Annotated in this window: 23 protein-coding genes and 3 pseudogenes; 21 read left to right on the top strand and 5 right to left on the bottom strand. The window is 41.4% G+C overall.

The features are described 5' to 3' along the window. The 9 genes from aroC (at position 1) to C1G53_RS07480 (ending at position 9,148) form a co-directional block, all read left to right on the top strand. The gene (gene aroC / locus C1G53_RS07520) at positions 1 to 1,167 is read left to right on the top strand and encodes a chorismate synthase (RefSeq protein ID WP_105118246.1); all 1,167 of its coding nucleotides are present in this window, start codon (positions 1 to 3) and stop codon (positions 1,165 to 1,167) included. Positions 1,168 to 1,174: 7 nt separating this feature from the next. After that, on the top strand, positions 1,175 to 2,278 hold the full coding sequence (locus C1G53_RS07515; protein ID WP_105118258.1) for a prephenate dehydrogenase: 1,104 nt from the start codon (positions 1,175 to 1,177) through the stop codon (positions 2,276 to 2,278). Positions 2,279 to 2,290: 12 nt separating this feature from the next. Continuing rightward, the gene (locus C1G53_RS07510; RefSeq protein WP_105118245.1) at positions 2,291 to 2,629 is read left to right on the top strand and encodes a YlbF/YmcA family competence regulator; all 339 of its coding nucleotides are present in this window, start codon (positions 2,291 to 2,293) and stop codon (positions 2,627 to 2,629) included. A 139-nt stretch (positions 2,630 to 2,768) separates the two neighbouring features. After that, on the top strand, positions 2,769 to 3,917 hold the full coding sequence (nagA, locus tag C1G53_RS07505; protein WP_105118244.1) for an N-acetylglucosamine-6-phosphate deacetylase: 1,149 nt from the start codon (positions 2,769 to 2,771) through the stop codon (positions 3,915 to 3,917). A 74-nt stretch (positions 3,918 to 3,991) separates the two neighbouring features. Then, complete coding sequence (lacD, locus tag C1G53_RS07500) at positions 3,992 to 4,993, top strand: tagatose-bisphosphate aldolase (RefSeq protein ID WP_105118243.1); 1,002 nt, start codon at positions 3,992 to 3,994, stop codon at positions 4,991 to 4,993. A gap of 446 nt (positions 4,994 to 5,439) precedes the next feature. Then, positions 5,440 to 6,399, top strand: coding sequence for an ABC transporter substrate-binding protein (locus C1G53_RS07495; RefSeq protein WP_105118242.1), 960 nt, complete (start codon positions 5,440 to 5,442; stop codon positions 6,397 to 6,399). A gap of 21 nt (positions 6,400 to 6,420) precedes the next feature. Continuing rightward, entirely contained in the window at positions 6,421 to 7,395 is a 975-nt protein-coding gene (locus C1G53_RS07490; protein ID WP_105118241.1) for an ABC transporter substrate-binding protein, read from the top strand. 49 nt (positions 7,396 to 7,444) lie between these two features. After that, a complete protein-coding gene (locus C1G53_RS07485; protein WP_105118240.1) occupies positions 7,445 to 8,338 on the top strand; it encodes an ABC transporter permease in 894 nt (297 codons plus the stop codon). A 9-nt stretch (positions 8,339 to 8,347) separates the two neighbouring features. Beyond that, complete coding sequence (locus C1G53_RS07480; protein WP_105118239.1) at positions 8,348 to 9,148, top strand: ABC transporter ATP-binding protein; 801 nt, start codon at positions 8,348 to 8,350, stop codon at positions 9,146 to 9,148. Positions 9,149 to 9,189: 41 nt separating this feature from the next. Here C1G53_RS07480 and aroB read toward each other — a convergent pair whose 3' ends face one another. From aroB to C1G53_RS07460, 4 genes and pseudogenes are all read right to left on the bottom strand, one after another. Continuing rightward, positions 9,190 to 10,257: a 3-dehydroquinate synthase gene (gene aroB / locus C1G53_RS07475; protein ID WP_105118238.1), complete on the bottom strand. Its 1,068-nt coding sequence runs from the start codon at positions 10,255 to 10,257 to the stop codon at positions 9,190 to 9,192. A 12-nt stretch (positions 10,258 to 10,269) separates the two neighbouring features. Then, a complete protein-coding gene (locus C1G53_RS07470) occupies positions 10,270 to 11,139 on the bottom strand; it encodes a shikimate dehydrogenase (protein WP_105118237.1) in 870 nt (289 codons plus the stop codon). A 41-nt stretch (positions 11,140 to 11,180) separates the two neighbouring features. After that, positions 11,181 to 12,206 carry a 3-deoxy-7-phosphoheptulonate synthase gene (locus tag C1G53_RS07465; RefSeq protein ID WP_105118236.1) on the bottom strand — a complete coding sequence of 342 codons (1,026 nt, stop codon included), beginning with the start codon at positions 12,204 to 12,206 and terminating at the stop codon, positions 11,181 to 11,183. Positions 12,207 to 12,215: 9 nt separating this feature from the next. Further along, a pseudogene (locus C1G53_RS07460) lies at positions 12,216 to 13,238 on the bottom strand (3-deoxy-7-phosphoheptulonate synthase); the annotation flags it as partial. Between the two features lie 216 nt (positions 13,239 to 13,454). On the opposite strand from C1G53_RS07460, the gene aroA reads away from it, so the two are divergent. The 5 genes from aroA to rlmD all read left to right on the top strand — a co-directional run bounded on the left by aroA (position 13,455) and on the right by rlmD (position 18,815). Continuing rightward, entirely contained in the window at positions 13,455 to 14,735 is a 1,281-nt protein-coding gene (gene aroA / locus C1G53_RS07455; RefSeq protein WP_105118234.1) for a 3-phosphoshikimate 1-carboxyvinyltransferase, read from the top strand. 8 nt (positions 14,736 to 14,743) lie between these two features. Then, positions 14,744 to 15,235 (top strand): shikimate kinase, encoded by a 492-nt coding sequence (locus C1G53_RS07450; RefSeq protein ID WP_105118233.1) that lies wholly within the window; start codon positions 14,744 to 14,746, stop codon positions 15,233 to 15,235. Continuing rightward, positions 15,226 to 16,053, top strand: coding sequence for a prephenate dehydratase (gene pheA, locus C1G53_RS07445; RefSeq protein ID WP_105118232.1), 828 nt, complete (start codon positions 15,226 to 15,228; stop codon positions 16,051 to 16,053). Before C1G53_RS07450 ends, pheA begins: the two co-directional genes overlap by 10 nt. Before the next feature lie 15 nt (positions 16,054 to 16,068). Beyond that, positions 16,069 to 17,394 carry an LCP family protein gene (locus C1G53_RS07440; RefSeq protein ID WP_105118231.1) on the top strand — a complete coding sequence of 442 codons (1,326 nt, stop codon included), beginning with the start codon at positions 16,069 to 16,071 and terminating at the stop codon, positions 17,392 to 17,394. A 65-nt stretch (positions 17,395 to 17,459) separates the two neighbouring features. Further along, complete coding sequence (gene rlmD, locus C1G53_RS07435; RefSeq protein WP_105118230.1) at positions 17,460 to 18,815, top strand: 23S rRNA (uracil(1939)-C(5))-methyltransferase RlmD; 1,356 nt, start codon at positions 17,460 to 17,462, stop codon at positions 18,813 to 18,815. Between the two features lie 381 nt (positions 18,816 to 19,196). On the opposite strand, the gene C1G53_RS13340 is transcribed toward rlmD, so the two are convergent. Continuing rightward, complete coding sequence (locus C1G53_RS13340) at positions 19,197 to 19,403, bottom strand: FanG protein (RefSeq protein ID WP_105107604.1); 207 nt, start codon at positions 19,401 to 19,403, stop codon at positions 19,197 to 19,199. A gap of 28 nt (positions 19,404 to 19,431) precedes the next feature. On the opposite strand from C1G53_RS13340, the gene C1G53_RS07420 reads away from it, so the two are divergent. The 7 genes and pseudogenes from C1G53_RS07420 to C1G53_RS07390 all read left to right on the top strand — a co-directional run. Next, positions 19,432 to 20,046 (top strand): CadD family cadmium resistance transporter, encoded by a 615-nt coding sequence (locus C1G53_RS07420; RefSeq protein ID WP_330847470.1) that lies wholly within the window; start codon positions 19,432 to 19,434, stop codon positions 20,044 to 20,046. An 11-nt stretch (positions 20,047 to 20,057) separates the two neighbouring features. After that, positions 20,058 to 20,396 carry a Cd(II)/Zn(II)-sensing metalloregulatory transcriptional regulator CadX gene (gene cadX, locus C1G53_RS07415; RefSeq protein WP_000711078.1) on the top strand — a complete coding sequence of 113 codons (339 nt, stop codon included), beginning with the start codon at positions 20,058 to 20,060 and terminating at the stop codon, positions 20,394 to 20,396. A 38-nt stretch (positions 20,397 to 20,434) separates the two neighbouring features. After that, positions 20,435 to 20,977: a zinc ribbon domain-containing protein gene (locus C1G53_RS07410; RefSeq protein ID WP_416367538.1), complete on the top strand. Its 543-nt coding sequence runs from the start codon at positions 20,435 to 20,437 to the stop codon at positions 20,975 to 20,977. 460 nt (positions 20,978 to 21,437) lie between these two features. Beyond that, positions 21,438 to 21,627: pseudogene (locus C1G53_RS07405) on the top strand (hypothetical protein). Between the two features lie 20 nt (positions 21,628 to 21,647). Then, a complete protein-coding gene (locus C1G53_RS07400; protein WP_170243550.1) occupies positions 21,648 to 22,256 on the top strand; it encodes a YdhK family protein in 609 nt (202 codons plus the stop codon). A 211-nt stretch (positions 22,257 to 22,467) separates the two neighbouring features. Further along, positions 22,468 to 22,647: pseudogene (locus tag C1G53_RS07395) on the top strand (class I SAM-dependent methyltransferase); the annotation flags it as partial. 32 nt (positions 22,648 to 22,679) lie between these two features. Beyond that, positions 22,680 to 22,766: aminoglycoside 6-adenylyltransferase (locus tag C1G53_RS07390; protein ID WP_161497580.1), on the top strand; the 87-nt coding region annotated here is incomplete at its 3' end.

The following is a 22,766-nucleotide window of genomic DNA, read 5'->3' as shown; positions in this document are numbered from 1 at the left end:
ATGCGTTATTTAACAGCTGGTGAGTCCCATGGACCACGCTTAACAGCCATCATCGAGGGAGTTCCAGCTGGTCTTCCTTTGACTGCAGAAGATATCAATACGGACTTGAAACGTCGCCAAGGTGGTTACGGTCGCGGCAGCCGGATGCAGATTGAAACAGACCGTGTCGAGATTACAGCCGGTGTGCGCCATGGTAAGACCACGGGGGCACCAATTACACTTAATGTCACTAATAAAGACCACCAAAAGTGGTTGGATATTATGGCTGTAGAAGATATTGAGGACAAGCTTAAGAGCAAGCGTCGTATCAGACATCCGCGTCCAGGTCATGCTGATTTGGTCGGTGGTATGAAATACCGTTTTGATGATTTGCGAAATTCCTTGGAGCGTTCTAGTGCGCGTGAAACAACCATGCGTGTGGCAGTCGGCGCCGTCGCCAAACGAATTTTGGCGGAGCTGGATATTGAAATTGCTAACCACGTTGTCGTTTTCGGTGGTAAGGAAATTGATGTTCCAGATGGATTGACCGTAGCAGAAATCAAGGAACGTGCAGCCAAGTCTGAAGTTTCTATTGTCAACCAAGAGCGTGAAGAGGAAATCAAGGCCTATATTGACCAAATCAAGCGTGATGGGGATACCATTGGTGGTGTCGTCGAAACCATTGTTGGCGGTGTACCTGTTGGTCTTGGTTCTTATGTTCAATGGGATAAGAAATTGGATGCTAAACTAGCTCAGGCAGTGGTTTCTATCAATGCATTTAAAGGAGCAGAGTTTGGTGTTGGTTTCCAAGCAGGCTACCTGAAAGGTAGTCAGGTCATGGATGAAATTCTTTGGTCTGAGCAAGAGGGCTACATACGCAGAACCAACAATCTCGGTGGTTTTGAAGGTGGTATGACAAATGGACAGCCTTTGGTGATCCGTGGTGTTATGAAACCAATTCCAACCCTTTATAAGCCTTTGATGTCCGTTGATATTGACACGCATGAGCCTTATAAGGCAACTGTGGAGCGTTCTGACCCAACGGCTCTTCCAGCAGCTGGTGTGGTTATGGAATCTGTAGTTGCTACGACCATTGCAACAGAAATCTTGGAGAAATTTTCTTCTGATAACATGGAAGAATTAAAGGCTGCCGTAGCAAGTCACCGTGACTATGTTAGAAATTTCTAGGTCGACAATGAAAAAAACTATTTTGATAGTCGGTCTAGGACTGATTGGAAGTTCTCTAGCCCTCTGTATCCGCAAACAACACCCAGATTATCATATCTTAGGTTATGAACCCAATCCAGCTTCTGCACAGGTTGCGCTTGAGCGAAGAATGGTGGACTACCTATCAGATGATTTGGTAGCATTAGCTAGTCAAGCAGATGTAATAGTGCTCTGTGTTCCTATTCAAGTGTCGCTTAAATTGATAGAAGAGTTAAGTCACATGAACCTGAAAGAAGGGGTTCTAATTACAGATGCTGGTTCAACCAAGTCAGCTATTGTAGATGCTGCTGAGAAATTTTTGCTTCCCAAACAAATTAATTTCCTTGGTGGACATCCCATGGCAGGTAGTCACAAGTCAGGGGCTGCTGCGGCAGATGTACATTTGTTTGAAAATGCCTACTTTATCATGACCCCCTGTCAGGCTACAAAGGCAGATGCTGTACCTAGATTGACAGATTTACTGTCTGGAACAGGTGCCCGCTTTGTCCAGATTGATGCGGTAGAGCATGACAAGGTAACAAGCCAGATTTCCCATTTTCCGCATGTCTTGGCATCTAGCCTTATGAACCAGGCTGGTGACTATGCTAAAGAGCATCCTTTCACAAACAATTTTGCGGCAGGTGGTTTTCGGGATATGACTCGGATTGCTGAAAGTGAACCGAGTATGTGGACTAGTATTCTCATGACCAATCCTGAAGCGATTTTGGATAGGATTGAGGAATTTCAAGACCGACTGAACCAAGTTTCAACCGTCTTGAAATCTGGGAATAAAGAAGCTATTTGGGAATTCTTTGAATGTGGTCGTCAAACCCGCAAGGCTATGGAAATTCATAAGCGAGCTGGGGTGGATTCTTTTTATGATTTATTCCTTAGCGTTCCCGATGAGGAAGATACGATTTTGAAGGTTTTGGAGGTTCTTCGTGGAATTTCCATTGTCAATATCCGTATCAATGAAGAGAACCGTGAAGATATACACGGTATATTACAAATTACGTTTAAAAATAAGGTGAACTTGGAAGAAGCAGCCCAACGTTTGAGGGAGCAAACCACTTATCAAGTACACCATGATTAAAGGAGAAAGCTTATGTCAACAAATATCTATGATATTGCAAATGAATTGGAACGTGCAATCCGTCACCTGCCTGAGTACAAAGCGGTAGAAGCGGTTAAAGTTACCGTTGAAGGCAATCCTGAAGCCAAAGAAATTTTGGAGAGCTATATTGCCTTCCAAAAAGGTATTCAGGAAAAATTACAAGCTGGTGATATTCCTACAGAAGAAGATCAAAAAACCATGTTGGATTTCAATAAGAAGGTTCAAGCCAATCCAATTTTGGTCGAATATTTCACAAAACAACAACAGTTGGCTACTTACGTAGCTGATTTAGAGCGCATTATTTTCAAACCTTTGAATGAATTATTATAGGAAGCAGCCATATGGCTGTTTTTTCTTACGCAAAGTTCTGGGCAGTACTTGACATTCTTGAAGAATTGGTATATACTACAGTTAGTATATGGTTATAACCAGTGAGTTAAAATATTATATTGAATTAAGGAGATAGGCCGTGTCTAAGTATATATATGCTAAGTCTATTATTTTAAAGGATACTGAGGTAGAGAATGCCTATCTCGAAGTAACTGACGCAGGTACTTTTGGTCAGATTCTGACAGAAAAACCAGAAGGGGATATTATTGATTACTCCGACTATCATCTGGCAGCAGGTTTGGTGGACACCCACATTCATGGCTATGCATCTCACGATGTCATGGACAATGATTTTGAAGGAATTAAGGTGATTTCAGAAGGCCTCTTGTCTTGTGGGGTGACCTCTTGGCTTCCAACAACCCTGACAGATTCCACAGAAAATTTGGATGCAGTCTGTGAAACCATCGGAACCTATGCAGGTCAGGAAAGAGGTGCCAAGATCCAGGGTATTTTCTTAGAAGGTCCCTTCTTTACAGAAAAATACAAGGGAGCCCAAAATCCCAAGTATATGAGCGATCCATCTATTGAGAAATTGGACAAATGGCACCAGCTCTCCAAGGGTCTGGTCAATAAAATTGCCATTGCACCAGAAAGAGAAGGCGTGACAGAATTTATCGAATTTGCAAATAGCAAGGCCATTCATACAGCTCTTGCCCATAGTGATGCGACCTATGCGCAAGCCAAAGCAGCTGTTGATGCAGGAGCCAATATTTTTGTACATGTTTACAATGGTATGAGTGGCCTACATCATCGTGAGCCAGGAATGGTTGGCGCAGCCTTGAACTTAAAAAATGTGTATGCAGAAATGATTTGTGATGGTCACCATGTTCATCCAGCGGCAGCAGAAATTGTTGTCAAGGCGCGTGGCGCAGAAGAAACTGTATTGATTACGGACTGTATGCGAGCAGGAGGCATGGGTGAAGGAAATTCTCGACTAGGAGAATTTGAAGTCATTGTCAAAGACGGCACAGCTCGCCTCAAACACAATGGCAGCTTGGCAGGCTCCATTCTAGAGTTGATTCAGGCTGTTCAGCATGTGGTTGAATGGGGCTTGGTTTCCCTACCGGATGCCCTTCGAATGGCTTCTCTAGCACCAGCTCGCTCTGTCAATATTGATCATGTTTGTGGTCAGATTGAAGAAGGACGGGCAGCAGACTTTATCGTCGTAGATGATGCAGGACGATTGCAAGCAACCTACTTAGACGGTGTGAAACGATTTGAAAATTAGTTAAAGGCTTCTAAACTGCTAGTTGTATATCAACAGCAACTTAATTGGTAATACTATTTTCCAGGAGGAATCTAATGACAAAATTACAACTTTCTCAGGCTAAATTTGACCATATGACACGCTTATCAAACAGCGACAAAGTCATTGCAGCCCTAGCTATTGACCAACGTGGTGCATTGAAACGCCTTTTGGCTGCGGCAGCAGGTGGTGGCGAATTTGGAGATGATATTTTGATTGACTTCAAGAAAGTCATCTCAAGCGATTTGACGCCTTATGCAAGCTCCATCCTTTTGGATGCGGAATACGGTGTTCCAGCTTCAGAATTGCGCCATACAGACTGTGGCTTCATTGCAGCCTATGAAAAAACAGGTTACGATGCCTCAACTCCAGGTCGTTTGCCAGACCTTTTGCCAAACTGGTCAGCAAAACGCATCAAAGAATTGGGTGCAGATGCCGTTAAAATCTTGCTCTACTATGATGTAGATGACAAGGCAGAAATCAACGACATCAAGCATGCTTGGGTAGAACGCATTGGTAGCGAGTGTATCGCAGAAGATATTCCTTACTTCGTGGAAATCTTGACCTACGATGCTAGCGACATGGATGTAACCTCTCGCGAGTACGCAGCCCTCAAACCACACAAGGTCAATGGTGCTATGCGTGAATTCAGCAAGCCACGCTACAATGCAGATGTGCTTAAGGTAGAAGTACCGGTTAACATGAACTTTGTAGAAGGCTACACAGATGAAGAGCCAGTCTACACAGTTGAGGAAGCCAAAGCCTTCTTCAAGGAGCAAACAGACAGTACTCACTTGCCGTTTATCTATTTGAGTGCGGGTGTATCTGCTAAACTCTTCCAAGAAACCCTTGTCTTTGCTAAAGAAGCAGGTTCCAGCTTTAACGGTGTTCTTTGTGGACGTGCAACTTGGAAGGATGCAGTAGCTATATTTGCAAGCGAAGGAGAAGAAGCAGCTAAAGCTTGGTTGGCTGATCAAGGTCGTCGCAACGTAGAAGAACTTAACGAAGTGCTTGCAACAACTGCTCGTCCTTGGACAGAAAAAGTAGAAGTCAAATAATAAATTCAGGAATTGGACAATCTCCAATTCCTTTTTCCATGAAATTATTAAAAGATTTTCGGAAAAAAGTTAAAAAATCTGAAAATTTAAGCAATTTTTGTTGACAAATGCTTGAAAATGAATTAAGATAAGTAAGAATTAAAAATCAATTAGGAAGGAAAACAGAAATGTTACTAATGTGTCAAAATCATTCAGCTAATCATACTTATTTCTACGGCTATTTTAGATAGTGTTTGTAGACATGGTAAACATGGATGCAAACACGGGAACGTAAAGTTTGTATCTATGTGGCTGTAGCTGTTTTGACGTGTGCCCCATAGATGATACATCTAAATGGCACAGTAATTCCTTCTGTTTTCATATACAGTTGAAATATAGGACCGTTTAGAGTGTAGTCTAAGCGGTCCTTTCTTGTTCATTTTTTATATATAAAAAGGAGATAAATCATGGGATTTAAAAAAATTATTCTTAGTTCAGTAACACTCTTATCAGCAATTACCATGGCTGCTTGTAGCTCAAGTTCATCAGACAATAGTTCAGTAACTGTTGGTATCATTCAGTATGCCGAGCATGAGGCATTATCTGCAGCCCGTGAAGGTTTTGTGGAAGCCTTGGCAGAAGCAGGCTACAAAGAAGGTGAAAACTTAACAATTGATTTGCAAAATTCACAAGGTGATCAAGCCAACTTGCAAACAATGGTTCAAAAGTTAGCTGGTAACAATGACCTTAACTTTGCCATTGCAACACCAGCTGCCCAGGCCATGTTAAACGCAGATGCTGAAACTCCTGGCGTATTTACAGCTGTAACGGATCCAGTTGAAGCAGGCTTGGTGGAATCCTTGGAAGCCCCAGGAGGAAGCATGACAGGCTCAATTGATGCGACAGATGTAGAGGGGCAAATTGATATGTTAGTCAAAGTAGTTCCCTCTGCCAAAACAGTTGGTATTTTCTACAATTCAAGCGAGGTAAACTCGGAAGTTCAAGCTAATCAGGCTAAAAAAGCTCTTGAAGCAAAAGGGATTAAGGTAGAAGTGACTACTGTTACTTCAACAAATGATGTTCAGCAAGCTGTCACTTCATTGGCTGGCAAAGTGGATGCAATCTACCTTCCAACTGATAATACAGTAGCATCAACAGCTTCAACCATTGGCGATGTTTTGAAAGAGGCAAAAGTTCCAGCTATGGGATCTGACGCAGCGGTTATTGATGCAGCACTCTTTACCTACGGTGTAGATTACCACGCAATCGGTGTTCAGGCCGGAGAATTAGCTGCTAAAATTTTGGATGGTGAGAAGCCAGCAGACTTGGCTGTTGAAAAACCAAATACAGCAGCTATTACAGTTAACGAAGAAATGGCAAATGCTGTTGGTATCGATGCAGCAACCATAAAATCACTAGAAGAATAAACAGTTAGGAGATTGGATTATATGTATAATAAGCTAGTAAAAAAATTGGCAACTATTTCATTGGCAAGTGTAGGTTTGTTAACTCTTGCAGCTTGCTCATCTACATCTGAACAAGCCTCATCTGAAGCGGTTAAGGTTGGTGTCCTTCAGTATATGGAGCATGAGTCATTGACAGCTGCGCGTGAAGGTTTTGTGGCTGAACTGGAAGCAAACGGCTACAAGGAAGGTGAAAAATTGGTCTTGGATTATCAAAATGCCCAAGGTGACCAAGCCAACCTTCAAACGATTTCAGAACAATTGGTTGGGGAAAATGATTTAGTCCTAGCCATCGCAACGCCATCAGCTCAAAGTTTGGCGACTGTATCAACGGAAACACCAATTCTCTTTACAGCAGTTACTGATCCCTTGTCAGCCGACTTGGTTGAAACTATCGAGAAACCAGGTGGCTTATTGACGGGTACATCAGACCAGGCTCCAATTGATAAACAAGTTGAATTGCTAGGTCAAGCTGTTCCAGATGCCAAGACAGTTGGTATTTTGTACACGACTAGTGAACGGAACTCAGAAGTTCAGGTTGAGCAAGCCAAAGAATTGCTTGCAAAAGCAGGATATACGGTTGTTGTCAAAGGAATTGCTTCTTCAAATGAGGTCCAAGATGCGACAACTAGCTTGATGCAAGATGTAGATGCTGTCTTTGTTCCAACTGACAATACAGTTGCTTCAACCATGACCATGATTGGTGAATTGTCTGTGGAGCATAAGGTTCCTGTCATCGGTGGTTCTACAGATATGGTGGATGAAGGCGGTCTGTTGACCTATGGTACAAACTATGAGGCACTCGGTCGTCAAACGGCCAAAATGGCCATTAAGATTATTGAAGGTGCTAAGGTATCTGAAACAGCTGTAGAATATCCTGAAACAGTTAGCCTTCATGTCAACGAAGAAATGGCTGAGAAATTGGGTATTGATACTTCTAAACTATCTGTAACAGAATAAGAATGATAAGATAGAACCTAGTTTATTTTTATCAAATAAGGAGAAAATTGTGGATATTATTTTATCAAGTATTTCGCAAGGCCTGCTTTGGTCGGTCATGGCGATTGGTGTTTATCTGACTTTTCGTATTTTAGATATCGCAGATATGACAGCGGAGGGGTCTTATCCCCTCGGAGCTGCAGTCTGTGCAACTGGGATTGTTAATGGAGTAAATCCCTTGCTGGCGACTGTTATGGCAGTGCTAGCAGGTATGGTAGCTGGATTGATTTCAGGTTTGCTTCATACAAAGCTCAAAATTCCATCCCTTTTGACAGGTATCGTCACTTTGACAGGCCTTTATTCTATCAACTTGAAAATTTTGGGTAAGGCCAATGTGGCCCTACTAAAACAAGAAACCTTGGTAACGCAATTGCAGGAATTTGGTCTAACCAAAACAAATGCCGTCTTGGTTATCGGTCTTGTCTTTGTACTAGCAGTTGTAGGTCTACTTACTCTTTTATTGAATACTCAAATTGGTTTGGCTATTCGTTCAACCGGGGACAATATCCCAATGAGTGAGGCTAATGGTATCAACGTTGACAATATGAAAATCTATGGCTACATGATGTCAAACGGTCTGATTGCCCTTTGTGGTGCTCTCTTGACCCAGAATAACGGTTATGCGGATCTCAACTCTGGTACAGGTACCATTGTTATCGGTCTGGCCTCTGTTATTATTGCAGAAGTAATTTTACGCAACTTGCGCTTAGGTTGGAGATTGTTATCCGTTGTACTTGGTGCAGTTGTTTATCGCTTGATTATTCTTGCGATTTTGGAAATTCCAGGCATGGATGCAGACCTAGTAAAACTCTTCTCAGCCATTCTTTTGGCAACAGTCCTTTATGTGCCAGAATTGCAGAAGAAGCTCAACATTCGTCGACCAAAATTGAACGGAAATGCTTAGGAGGAAGATATGACGACTATTTTATCAATTCAAAATATTCATAAGACCTTCGAAGCAGGGACTGTCAATGAGAACCATGTTCTTCGTGGCTTGAACCTAGATGTAAAAGAAGGGGATTTCATTTCCATTATCGGTGGTAATGGTGCTGGGAAATCAACTTTCATGAACTCTCTGGCAGGTGCTTTGACAGTTGACTCAGGCGATATTTTGCTTGAAGGTAAATCAATCAAGCATGTATCAGCTGCCAAACGCTCTAAGGACATCAGTCGTGTTTTCCAAGATCCGAAGATGGGAACCGCCTCTCGATTGACTATTGAAGAAAATATGGCCATTGCCTACCGTCGTGGACTTTCACGTGGACTTGGTTGGGGTGTGAAAGATAGTGAACGTGCTATTTTCAAAGAAGCCTTGAAAGAGCTTGGCTTGGGCTTGGAAGACCGTATGAAGGTGGATACGCAGTTTCTTTCAGGAGGGCAGCGTCAGGCACTGACCTTGATGATGGCTTCGCTCGTGAAACCAAAGGTTCTGCTTTTGGACGAACACACTGCAGCCCTTGATCCAAAAACCAGTGATATGGTCATGGAATTGACAAAGAAAATCGTTGAAAGTCACCAGTTGACAGCCCTTATGATTACCCACAACATGGAAAATGCCATCGAATACGGCAACCGTTTGGTCATGTTGCACCGTGGTCAGATCATTGTCGATGTAGAAGGTGAAGAGAAGAAGAACCTAACCGTTCAAAATCTAATGGACCTCTTCTACAAAAACAGCGGTGAAAAGCTAACTGATGATGAAATGATTTTATAAAAAAAGAGACTACTGATTTATTCAAGTCAGTAGTCTTTTTCTTATAGTTGTAGAAATTCCAGCATTTCTTCCATTGGAATTTGATGGATGGCTGCCTGGCCTAATTGTGGTACGATGACGAGTTTGATAGACTTGCCTCGTGCTTTTTTATCTCGTGTCAAGGCAGCGTATAGTTCATCTACATTCCAAGGTTGGTGAGCAGTTGGCAGGCCAAATTTTTCGCACATGGCGATGATTTTTTTAGTGATACCAGCTGGCATGAGTTTTTTTCTTTCGGAAACGCGTGCAATCTGTACCATGCCGATGGCAACAGCTTCACCGTGCATGACCTGACCGTAGCCTGCGGTAGCTTCGATAGCATGTCCGATTGTGTGACCGAAGTTGAGGTAGAGTCTGACACCGTTGTCTAATTCATCTTCGACAACGACCTTGCGTTTGACTTCGCAGGAATGGTAGATGATATAGTCAGCGTGTTCCAAAATGCTCTCGACAGATCCATCTAGTTGGTCTAAGGTTTCCCAAAGCTCCACATCATCTATTAAGCCATATTTGACAACTTCGCCCATTCCTTCAATCAATTCCCGTTTGCCAAGGGTTTTGAGGGTGTCAGGGTCAATTAAAACGCCGTCAGGCTGGCAGAAGGTACCCACCATATTTTTGGCAAATGGTGTGTTCACGCCAGTTTTTCCACCGATAGAAGAATCAACTTGGGCAGTCAAGCTGGTTGGAATTTGGAGAAAGTGAATGCCACGCATATAGGTTGAGGCAACAAAGCCAGCCAAATCACCAACGACACCGCCACCGAGGGCGATAATGCCGTCACTGCGGGTCATGCCATGCTGTACGAGAAATTCGTAGGCCTGATTGACAGTGTCAAGATTTTTTGAAGCTTCGCCTTCTGGAAATGCAAAGACAATGGTTTCAAAGCCAGCAGCTTCCAGACTAGTTTGAACGGTGGCAGCATAGAGTGAGCCAACATGGTCATCTGTAATAATGGCGATTTTCTGAGGTTTCCAAAGTTCTTTGACCCATGCACCTGTCTGTGCTAAACTTCCTCTTTGAATGAGGATGTCGTAGGGATTGTGGGGAAGATTGACGGTCAGTTTCATCAGATTTCCTCTCTATTTGATGTCGTATTTCTGGACTAATTGGTCCCAAATCAAGTCAGTCGGCATTTCTTTACCAGTCCAGGCTTGGAAAGCTTCAGCTGCTTGGAAGAGAAGCATGCCCAAACCATTGATAGTTGGATTGCCTTGTGACTGGGCAAGCTTCATTAAAGGTGTTTCAAATGGTTGGTATATGATGTCCGCTACCAAGAGTTGTTCTGGAAATTCTAGGTTAGCTGGGATCGGTAGAGAAACGCCGTCCATACCGACACTGGTGCCGTTGACCAACAAGTCTGACTTGGTAATTTCTTCTTGCATCAACTGGCTATCATCGTTGGCTAGGACCTTCATGGGCACTCCAGTAGCTTGAGTAATTGGTGCAATACTCGCCTGTGTTCTTTCCAAGCTTTGTTGGCGGCAGAAAATGGTGATTTCCTTGGCCCCATCTAGAGCGGCCTGAGCAATGATAGCAGTAGAAGCGCCTCCACCTCCAAGAATGGTTAGGCGTTTGTCGTGCACTTGAAATCCTCTAAGTTTTTCCAAGCTCTTGAAAAATCCAATGCCGTCAGTATTGTGCCCAATTAGATTACCATCCTTATGAATTACGGTATTGACAGCTCCAATCAATCGAGCAGAGTCAGTTAGGCTATCGAGATACGGGATGACAGTCTGCTTATAGGGCATGGATAGGTTGATACCAAACATATCGTATCGTTTGATATTTTCTAGCGTAACAGCCAAGTCTTCCTCTGGAATTTCCCAAGCAACATATACTCCATTTACACCTGTATCTTGAAAAGCCAGATTATGAATAAAGGGGGAAATAGAGTGTTTGATTGGCTTGGCTACAACAGCAGCCAGGCGAGTATATCCATCAATAGTCACAGGTTTCCTCCATTTTTCATCTGATTTTTTAATTGTTGAGTTTATAGGGTCTGGTAGATTTCACGGATAAGGGCTTCCGTTTTATCCCAGCCCAAGCAAGGGTCGGTAATGGATTTGCCAAACACCTCAGGGCTATCTTGACGGCCGTCTTCCAAGTAGGATTCAATCATGAAACCACGGACATATTTGCGAATGGATTCGTTCCAATCCCGATTGATGAGGGTCTGACGGACGATACGGATTTGTTCTAAATAATTTTTACCCGAATTGTCATGGTTGGTATCAATGACAATAAATGGATTTTGAAGGCCAAATTGTTCATACTGTTTGATGGTTTTCAAGAGAATATCGTAGTAGTAATTTGGCTCATAGGTTCCTTGCTCAGTATTGGCACCACGAAGGATAGCATGGGCAAGCGGGTTTCCGTCTGTATCAACTTCGGCATCGCGGTAGATAAAATTTTGCTTGTTTTGTGCTGCGTAGATACCATTGAACATAACAGTCAAGTTGCCAGAAGTTGGGTTTTTCATACCTGTTGGCATGTCAATGCCTGAGGCAACAAAGCGGTGTTCTTGGTCTTCAACCGAACGAGCTCCGATAGCATGGTAGGAAACCAAATCTTCTACCAATGGATAGTTGGCAGAGTAGAGCATTTCATCAGCGGTCGTTAGTCCAGTTTCCGTAATGACACGGTAGTGCAGGTTACGAACGGCAGCGATACCGTTGATCAGGTCGGGCAATTTAGAAGTGTCTGGCTGGTGAACCAGTCCTTTATAGCCCTCACCATTGGTACGTGGTTTAGCTGTATAAACCCGCATGACCATGAAAATTTTATCCTTGACTTCCTCTTGGAGTTTGGAGAGACGACGTGCGTATTCCAAAACGGACTCTTCATTATCTGAAGAGCAAGGTCCGATAACCAAGAGCAGACGGTTATCTTCGCCCCGGATAATGCCTTTCAGTTCTTCATCACGCTGATTTTTTGCAGCCAGAAAATCTCCTTCTAACTTGGAAAGTTCCTTTACTTTATCAATGTCTAAACTGGTGCTACGTTTGTGAATTCCCATAGTATTTTCCTATCTCTTGTAAATTTCTCGGATGAGTTCTTGCGTTTTTTCCCAGCCTAAGCATGGGTCTGTAATGGATTTACCATAAATATCTGGGTTATCTTGGCGACCGTCTTCGATGTAAGATTCAATCATGAAGCCGCGAACATAGTTACGGATGGCTTCATTCCAGTCACGGTTAATCAAGGTTTGGCGTACGATGCGGATTTGCTCCATATAATTTTTGCCAGAGTTATCGTGGTTGGTATCGATGATGATAAATGGATTTTTCAAACCAAATTGATCATAGAGGTCAATGGTTTCCAAGAGATTGTCGTAGTAGTAATTTGGTAAATACTTCCCATTTTCATTGACAGCACCACGAAGGATAACGTGAGCCAATGGGTTGCCAGAGGTTTCGACCTCTGAATTGTTGAAGAGGAAGGATTGTTTCTTCTGTGCTGCAAAAATACCATTAAACATAACTTTAAGGTTGCCAGAAGTCGGGTTTTTCAAGCCTGTTGGAACATCAATACCAGAAGCTACAAAGCGGTGTTGTTGGTTTTCAACCGAACGAGCTCCAACGGCAATGTAAGAAACCAAATCGTCAACCAATGGCAGGTTTTCTGGATAAAGCATCTCGTCTGCTGTTGTCAAGCCAGTTTCGGTAATGACGCGGTAGTGCAAATTACGAACAGCCTTGATACCGTTGATGAGGCTTGGTGCAGCATCTGTATCTGGTTGGTGCATGAGACCCTTGTAGCCGTCACCATTTGTACGTGGCTTGGCAGTGTAGACCCGCATGACCATGAAAATTTTATCTTTGACCTCTTCTTGGAGCTTGGCCAAACGGTGTGCGTAGTCCAAGACGGCCTCTTCATTGTCTGATGAACATGGGCCAATTACTAGGAGAAGACGATCATCTTCACCTTTTAAGATGGCTTCAAGTTCACGGTCACGAGCTTGTTTCTTGGCAAGTGTTTCTGGAGAAAGTTTAGAATGCTCTCGTACTTGATTGATGTCAATTTTTTCACTGGTTGCTGTAAACAATAGATTGTCCTCTTTCGTAACTAGATTTTTTCAATTATACCATTATTTTTAAGATTTTTAAATAAAGATATAGGATGCTAAGTGTAATTTACAGTAAATTCTGAAAATTCAACATAAAAGATATATTATTTTCAGCTATTGTCAATAAATTGTCAAAAAAATCTGAAAATATTTTGTAAATGTGGTAGAATGAAACTAATACTATTTTGAGGTAAAGTCATGAAATTGAGAGTTAATGTAGAAAATTTACAAGGAACTATCCGAGTACCAGGTGATAAGTCTATCAGTCACCGTTCCATTATTTTTGGCTCCATCTCCAAAGGTGTTACTAAGGTCTATGATATTTTACGTGGTGAGGATGTCTTATCCACCATGCAGGTCTTTCGTGATTTGGGTGTCACCATTGAAGACAAGGGTGACGTGGTTGAAGTACATGGTGTTGGTTTTGAAGGCTTACAAGCTCCGAAAAATCATTTGGACATGGGCAACTCAGGGACATCTATCCGCTTGATTTCTGGTGTTTTAGCTGGTCAGGACTTTGAAGCGACTATGTTTGGTGATGATTCTCTTTCTAAACGGCCAATGGATCGTGTGACCATTCCTCTTAGTCAAATGGGTGTGGAAATTTCTGGTCAGACCGAGCGTGATTTGCCACCTCTGGTCATCAAGGGTAGCAAGAATCTACAACCAATTCACTACAAACTCCCTGTAGCATCCGCCCAAGTCAAGTCTGCTCTGCTATTTGCAGCCTTACAGGCTGAGGGCGAAAGTGTCATCATTGAAAAAGAGTTGACCCGCAATCACACGGAGGACATGATTGTCCAGTTTGGCGGTGAGTTGACGGTCAATGGCAAGGAAATTCGTATCCAAGGTGGTCAGGAATTTACAGGTCAGGAGATTACGGTTCCGGGCGATATTTCAAGTGCGGCCTTTTGGTTAGTAGCTGGTTTGGTGGTGCCAAATTCCAAGATTGTTCTGGAGAATGTCGGTATCAATGAAACACGGACTGGGATTTTAGATGTTATCGAGGCCATGGGTGGTCAGATGACACTATCAGATATTGATGAGATTGCAAAATCTGCGACCATTACGGTGGAAACTTCTGACTTGAAGGCTACGGAGATTGCTGGTGACTTAATTCCACGCTTGATTGATGAGTTGCCGATTATTGCTCTTTTAGCCACACAGGCAAATGGGACAACAGTTATCCGAGATGCTGAGGAGTTGAAAGTCAAGGAAACAGACCGCATTCAAGTGGTGGCAGATGCCCTTAATAGCATGGGAGCCAAGATTGAGCCGACAGAGGATGGTATGATTATTCATGGTCCGACTGCCTTGCATGGTGCGACTGTTAATACCTTCGGTGACCATCGTATTGGTATGATGACGGCTATTGCGGCCCTTTTGGCTCAGGATGGAGAAGTGGAGTTAGAGAGAGCGGAGGCTATCAATACTAGCTATCCAGCCTTCTTTGATCACTTAAATAGTTTGATAGATTAGGAGAAGCTATGCCAATCGTTTTACTTGGATTTATGGGAGTTGGAAAAACCACCACAGCACGTTTGTTGGACCTCCCTGTTTACGATATGGACCAAATTATTGAAGAACGGATTGGCATGACCATCGCTGATTATTTCAAGCTCGAAGGAGAAGCTACTTTTCGTAAAGTTGAAACGGAAGTCTTGAAAGAATTATTGGATTTGCCTGCTGACTGTCTTGTATCGACTGGTGGCGGTGTGGTCAAATCTGAGTTCAATCGTCAGTTATTATTAGATAATAAAGAAAAGAATGTTCTTTTGACTGCATCGTTTGAAGTTGCCTATGAGCGTATTAGCCAAGATAGTCAATCAAAGCGTCCCCTTTTTTTGCAACATAGCAAGGAAGAATTTGAAACTATCTATCAAGAACGCATGACCCTTTATCAAGGATTGGCGGCTACCATTATCAATACAGACCACCTAACTCCAGAACAAGTAGCAAGGAAGATTCTATGCAAGTAGCTTACCTAGGACCGCGCGGTTCTTTTACCCACCAAGTTGCCCAACAGGCCTTTCCAAGTGCTGATTTGCAGGCTTTCGGAACTATTACAGAAGTGATTAAGGCTTATGAAACAGGGCAGGTTGTCTATTCTGTTATTCCAGTTGAAAACTCTATTGAGGGTAGTGTCCACGAAACCATCGATTATCTTTTTCATCAGGCGGAAATCCATGCAGTTGCCGAAATTGTTCAACCCATAGCCCAGCAACTTTTGGCAATGGGTGCAGATAAGGCAATCGAAGTTATTTATTCACACCCACAGGCTATTGCACAGGGTAAGAAATATATTCTGGAGCATTTTCCCCATGCTCGGATAGAGGTGACAGCTAGTACAGCCTATGCAGCTCGGTATGTGGCTGAGCATCCAGCCCAGCCTTATGCGGCTATAGCACCACAAGCTGCGGCAGAGGAATATGGTCTAATGGTAATTGGACAAGATATTCAAGAGATGAGTGAAAATTTCACACGATTTTGGATACTGGGTAATGAAGTTCCAGAAATCGGCCTTCAGAAAGTGACTAAAAAGGTTAGTTTGGCCTTAACCTTACCAGATAATTTACCAGGAGCTTTATATAAAGCTATGTCAGTCTTTTCATGGAGAGGAATTAGTCTGACAAAAATTGAAAGTCGGCCTTTAAAAACAGCCTTGGGAGAGTATTTTTTCATACTGGACCTTGAAAATCAATCAGAGGACCTACTGTCCTATTCCCTTGAAGAATTGACGAGTTTGGGAATATCATGTAAAATACTAGGTAATTATCAAGTGTACCTAGCTAGTTAGGATAAAGATGAACGTATGACGAAAAACAAAGGAATCTTAACCCATCATGAAGAGTTGAGGTTGGATTATTTACATAAAAATATCCATTATTTAAATGATAAAGAGCGGAAGGAGTTGGACTATCTTCTCTATAAGAGGGAACTTCGTATTCAACATGGGAAACCGAAAAAGCAAATGAATGATGAAAGTCCTGTGTTTTCTGAGGACTTTGTAGGTGATGCCTGGTCTGAGGAAGTTGCTAAGGCAGATGATGACCTTCTTCCAGCCTATCCGGATACTAGGTCCAGAAGAAGTAGAAGAAAAAAGCAGATTAGTGAGAGAGCAGAATTAGTGGACTATGTCCCTAAAATGCCATTGAAACCAAAGAAAAGAAAGAAATGGGGAGTAAAGCGGATTTTCAGGCTCCTAGCCGTAGTCCTTTTGTTATTTGTTTTTGCTTTGGGCTTTAGTTTCATTAAGGGCCTGAATAGTGTGAGTGAGCAGCCTACTGCTGAAGTATTTAACGGGGTTAGTTCTGCTAATGGTACCAATATTTTGATTTTGGGTACGGATGGACGTGCAGGTGAAAGCACGGACGAAATACGGACAGATACCATTATGGTCTTAAATATCAATAATGCAGATAATAAGGTCAAACTGGTTAGTTTTATGCGGGATACCTTGGTCGATATTGAGGGTTATGAGTATAAATTAAATACCGCCTATACCCTTGGAGAGCAGGATAATCAGCAGGGAGCTGAAGAAGTTCGTAAGGCTTTGAAAAACAATTTTGGTATTGATATTGACTATTATGCTATGGTTGATTTTGCCACTTTTGCGACAACAATTGATACACTCTTTCCAGAGGGTGTGACTATTGATGCACAATTTTCAACCATAGATGGAGAAACGGTTAGCTCGGTGGAAGTGCCAAATGATTTGCAGCTGGAGGAAAATGCCCCAGCCTATCAAACCATTCAGGTTGGTCTACAGCAGATGGATGGTAAAACCTTGCTTAACTACGCGCGTTATCGTTCAGATGATGAGGGGGATTTCGGTCGTACCAAGCGTCAGCAACAAGTCTTGTCGGCTGTCATGACCCAGGCTAAAAATCCTATGAAGCTCTTTTCAGGGGCTGAAGCACTTGGTAAAGTAGTGGCGATGACCCCAACAACAGTTCCCCAGGCCTTCATGCTCTTTCATGGACCGGGAGTTGTTATGGATGCAGCTAATGGCATCGAACGCATCACCATTCCTGAAAATGGGGATTGGATTGACGATTATGATATGTATGGTGGCATGGCCCTGCGAGTTGATTTTGAAAAGTACCAACAGCGCTTAACTGATTTGGGCTTGCGATAAAAATGTGATATACTAGAAAGTGACTTCGGTCACTTTTTTCGTGTCCAAAATAGAAAGTAGTAACTATGTTTAAGAAAAATGATATTGTTGAAGTAGAAGTGGTGGATCTGACGCATGAGGGCCAGGGGGTTGCCAAATTAGATGGCATGGTCTTTTTCGTTGATAATGCCCTTCCAGGTGAGAAGATTTCCATGCGAATTTTGAAGCTCAAGAAAAATATTGGTTTTGGTAAGGTGGAAGAATGGCAGAGCTTCTCACCAGACCGTAATCAAGACCTGGATTTGACCTATCTGAGAACGGGTATTGCAGATTTGGGGCATTTGAATTACCCAGCCCAGCTTGAATTTAAGAAAAAGCAAGTTGAAAATAGTCTACGCAAGATTGCGGGCATTACAGAAATAGAAGTAGAAAGTACTCTTGGAATGGACAGTCCTCTTGCCTATCGAAACAAGGCGGCAGTTCCTGTTCGTCGAGTTAATGGCCAATTAGAAACTGGTTTTTTCCGTAAGAATTCGCATGATTTGGTTCCAATTGAAGATTTTTATATCCAGCATAAGGAAATCGATGCCTTGATTCTTGCGACTCGTGACCTATTGAGAAAGTTAGATTTGAAGCCTTACGATGAGAAAGAACAGACAGGACTGATCCGCAATATCGTCGTTCGTCGTGGTCATTATTCGGGTCAGTTGATGTTGATTTTGGTCACAACTAGACCAAAGATTTTCCGTGTTGAAACCCTTATTGAGCGTTTGACAAGCCAGTTTCCAAATCTGGTTTCTATCATCCAGAATATCAATGACCAGAATACCAATGCGATTTTTGGACAAGAATTCCGTCTTTTGCATGGCAGTGAAACCATTGTCGACACCATGCTGGGGAATGAATTTGAGATTTCTGCACCGTCTTTCTATCAAGTTAATACAGAAATGGCCGAAAAACTCTATCAGACAGCTATCGATTTTGCTGATTTTTCAGCAGATGATGTTGTGATTGATGCATATTCTGGTATTGGAACCATTGGACTGTCTTTTGCTAAACAGGTCAAGCATGTCTACGGTGTGGAAGTGGTGGAAAAAGCTGTTCTTGACAGCCAAAAGAATGCTAGTCGAAATGGGATTGACAATGTGACTTATGTCTGCGATAGTGCGGAGTCTGCTATGCAAAAATGGGTATCAGATGGCATTAAGCCAACGGTAATTTTCGTTGACCCGCCTCGCAAGGGTTTAACGGAGAGTTTTATCAAGACAAGTAGCTCTGTACAACCAGAGAAAATCGTCTATATTTCCTGCAATGTAGCAACCATGGCGCGTGATATTAAGCTTTATGAGGAATTGGGGTATAAACTGATGAAGGTACGGCCGGTGGATTTGTTCCCAAATACGCATCACGTCGAGGTAGTTGGTCTGCTGGTGAAAGCCTAGAAACCTTTGAACGAAAGCATTATTAAAGGCCTTGGAGACAAGGCTTTTTACGTTTGGGCGGGGTAGTATCAGTGTAACTACCTCAGTTGAGGTAGTTGAGATGTTGGGGGATTTTAGAGGATTTTATTTCCGTAGACACAAGGTGGGGACATGGGGAAAGTAGTATGAGGGAATAGATGTCCCCCCCTCTTAAATCATCGCTATAGTCGACTGAAATCGGAATAAGGAAATTGATACAAATTAACGATTAAAAACCCTTGAAATCGCTTGGCTTCAAGGGTTTTTCGTATATGCTGAAACAAATTACTTAAAGAATTAGATTTTACTGCATATCGGTAGGATGGAGATCTTGATTGAATCTTTATAATCGTTTGGATTGTTTCAAATCGTTAAATAATTGTTATTCAAAGTTATCAAATCTCTACCTTTTACTCTACCATTTTTAGATAAATATATCATCTGGATATTGAAGTTAAGCCCTGCTATCATTTCGATGGCAGGGCTTTTTAATATTTGGTACACTAACTTCTTATCTATATTTTGGTGGATTTTATGTTGACATCTACAAAGTTTAATGTTAGAATACATTCAAAAATATATTTGAATGAGGTGTTTTATGATTCAAAATGTTGTTACTTCAATAATCCTGTATTCTGGGACAGCCGTAGACTTACTTATTATCCTAATGTTATTTTTTGCCAAAAGAAAAAGCAGAAAAGACATCATTAACATCTATTTAGGACAATTTCTAGGCTCTGTTAGTCTAATATTGCTAAGTTTGCTTTTTGCATTTGTCTTAAATTATATTCCTAGTAAAGAGATTTTAGGTTTACTCGGTTTGATTCCAATTTTCCTAGGCCTCAAAGTTTTGCTTCTAGGAGATTCTGATGGAGAAGCTATTGCAAAAGATGGTTTGCGAAAAGACAATAAAAACCTGATCTTTCTAGTCGCTATGATTACTTTTGCAAGTTGTGGCGCTGACAATATTGGTGTCTTTGTCCCATATTTTACTACCTTAAATTTAGCGAATTTGATAGTGGCTTTACTTACCTTTCTAGTCATGATTTATCTCTTGGTTTTTTCTGCCCAAAAATTGGCACAAGTCCCTTCTGTTGGAGAAACTTTGGAAAAATATAGCAGATGGTTTATTGCCGTCGTCTATTTAGGATTGGGGATGTATATCCTGATTGAAAACAACAGCTTTGACATGCTATGGGCTGTGTTAGGCTAGGAGAAAAAATTATGAAAAAAGATAGTATCTGTCAAGTGGATGTTATAAATCAACAAAATGTTACAACCGCAACGAACTACCTTGAAAAGGAAAAAGTCCAAAAATCACTTCGTATTTTATCAAAATTTACCGATAATAAACAGATAAATATCATCTTTTATCTCCTTGCCGTCGAAGAACTCTGTGTCTGCGATATAGCCTGTTTATTAAATCTCAGTATGGCATCTGCCTCCCACCATCTTCGTAAACTAGCCAATCAAAACATCTTGGACACTAGAAGAGAGGGGAAAATTATATATTATTTTATAAAAGATGAGGAAATCAGAGATTTTTTTAATCAACTAGGATAACAACTATTCAAAATGATGGACAAGTCAATCAATACTATGTGGAAGATAGCCACGAAGGTATTATTGATGAGGAGATTTGGGAGACTGTTCAACTGGAAATAGCTAGACGCAAAACTTATCGAGAGGAACATCAGCTCAAGTCTTATATCATGCAGAGTGAGGACAACCCATTTACCACCAAGGTTTTCTGCCAAGCCTGTGGGTCTGCCTTTGGTCGAAAGAATTGGGCAACCAGCCGAGGGAAACGTAAAGTTTGGCAATGTAACAACCGCTATCGCATCAAGGGAGTTGAAGGGTGTTACAGTAGCCATTTGGATGAAGCGACACTTGAGCAGATTTTCCTAAAGGCGTTAGAGATACTGAGCGAGAACATTGATTTGCTTGAGGGCAAGTGGGAGAAAATCTTAGAAGAGAATCGCCTGCTTGATAAGCACTACAGCATAGCATTGAGTGACCTGATTAGGCAGGAGCAGACAGACTTCAATCACTCAGATATGTGCCGAGTGCTAGACCATATCAGGATAGGGCTTGAAGGAGAGATAACCGTTCGCTTCCTGGAAGGAACTGAGGTAGACTTATAGAATAGCTGAAATTCCCTACTTTCATAGAGTACTACGAACGTATCTAAAAGAGCAACTGTATCCAACCTTGATGCAAAAGAGTGGATACCAGAAGGGTAATGTACCTATTGAATATTATCAGGAGCTTATCGGTGTCTGTTTTATCGAGACGGTTCGCTGGGGTATCAGAAACCGTATTGCTTCAACAGAGGAACTTTGCACCTACTTCTTGAATTTTTTAAACATTAAAAAACTGTCGAGAATATTTTTCTTGACAGCTCATTTTTTTTGATGATATAATTACAAATGTAATCAATCGACTACAATTGTAGTCTGTCGAAAGGAGGAAAGGTATTGAAAAGAGCTTTGTTGAAGCGCATAAAGGTAGTATAACTGTAAAAAGTAAATTAGGTCTAAGAACTAAATTTGTTATAAAGTTACCATTTCAATAAAGGAGGAGAGTTATTTATTTCAAAAATAGATAAAAAATGCTAAACTAATATGTGAATGTTGGTCAAAAAATATTTTTTCAACTGATTTCAATAGATAGTATCGAAAAAGTTCATTTAGATATCTTATCAAATTCTGTAGTAATCTTTTCTAAGAAGGACTTATCAATAGCTACAATTAAAAAAGAAGTTTTTGGATTACAAATTTATGAGATGACTTAAATGTGATTAATTAAAGGAGGATGAACACAGTGAAAAAGATGATAAAATTAGTATTTGTAAGTCTTGGAATTATTGTATTTTTAGGAGCGTGTAGCAATCAAAGTGAATCGAATAATTCTAAAAGTACAAACGAGGAATCGACTTCTATAGCGTCTAGTAAAATGAATAGTATGGAGGGAATGAATCATGAGGGAATGAATCATGAAGGTATGGTTCCTTCTTCAATGAAAGATGCTGCGCACCCTAAATTCCCGGTGGGAAGTAATGTTATACTGCTAGGCGATCATATGAAAGGGATGAAAGGTGCAAAAGCTCAAGTTGTAGGAGCCTTTGATACTACAATTTATGAAGTAAGCTATAAGCCAAAAACTGGGGGACCAATGGTTAAGAATCATCGATGGGTAGTACAAGAAGAGTTAAAAGATACTAAGACTGTAGCAAATGAGGGCGATACTGTTATCTTGAATGCCGATCACATGGATGGGATGATGGGAGCTGAAGCAAAAGTAGATAAATCTATTACAAGAACTGTTTACGTTGTTAATTACACTCCAACCAATGGTCAAAAAGAAGTTAAGAATCATATGTGGGTAACTGAAGATGAGATGGAATATGACAAAAATAATTGATTTACAAGCTCCAGAAACAGATATTGAAACTATTCGACAAGGGTTTGAATCTGTTATTCAATATATAAAAATTTCATAAAAATAATCCTCTGAAGTCAAGAGTAACTTCAGAGGTTTTTACTGTTCAATAGGCATAAAATTTCCAGTAATCTTTCCCACAATCCTTGGTTAGTCTTCTACTGGCGCAAACTTGTCTGGGTAAGCCTTATTGAAGGTTACAAAATATCATAGAACACTGACCACATATCTAAATACACTGCTTTCAAATAGTTTTATAATAAATCAGATTGTGGAGCCACAGCCGCCAGAGAACATGATGGATATTCCGGGGATGGCGGATGAAATGCGACGCCCAATGATGCTGATTGTATCGGCAAAAAAGAAGATGTAATAATATAGAAAAAATAAACGAGGAGTATGTAAATGAGATCAGAAAAAGAAATGATGGATTTAGTACTTTCTTTAGCAGAACAGGATGAACGTATTCGAATTGTGACCCTTGAGGGGTCA

This window comes from Streptococcus suis, assembly GCF_002960445.1.
In the GTDB taxonomy this organism is placed as follows: domain Bacteria; phylum Bacillota; class Bacilli; order Lactobacillales; family Streptococcaceae; genus Streptococcus; species Streptococcus hyiners.
Note: the sequence above shows the minus strand (reverse complement) of the source record. Positions and strands in the feature narration are given on the sequence as shown.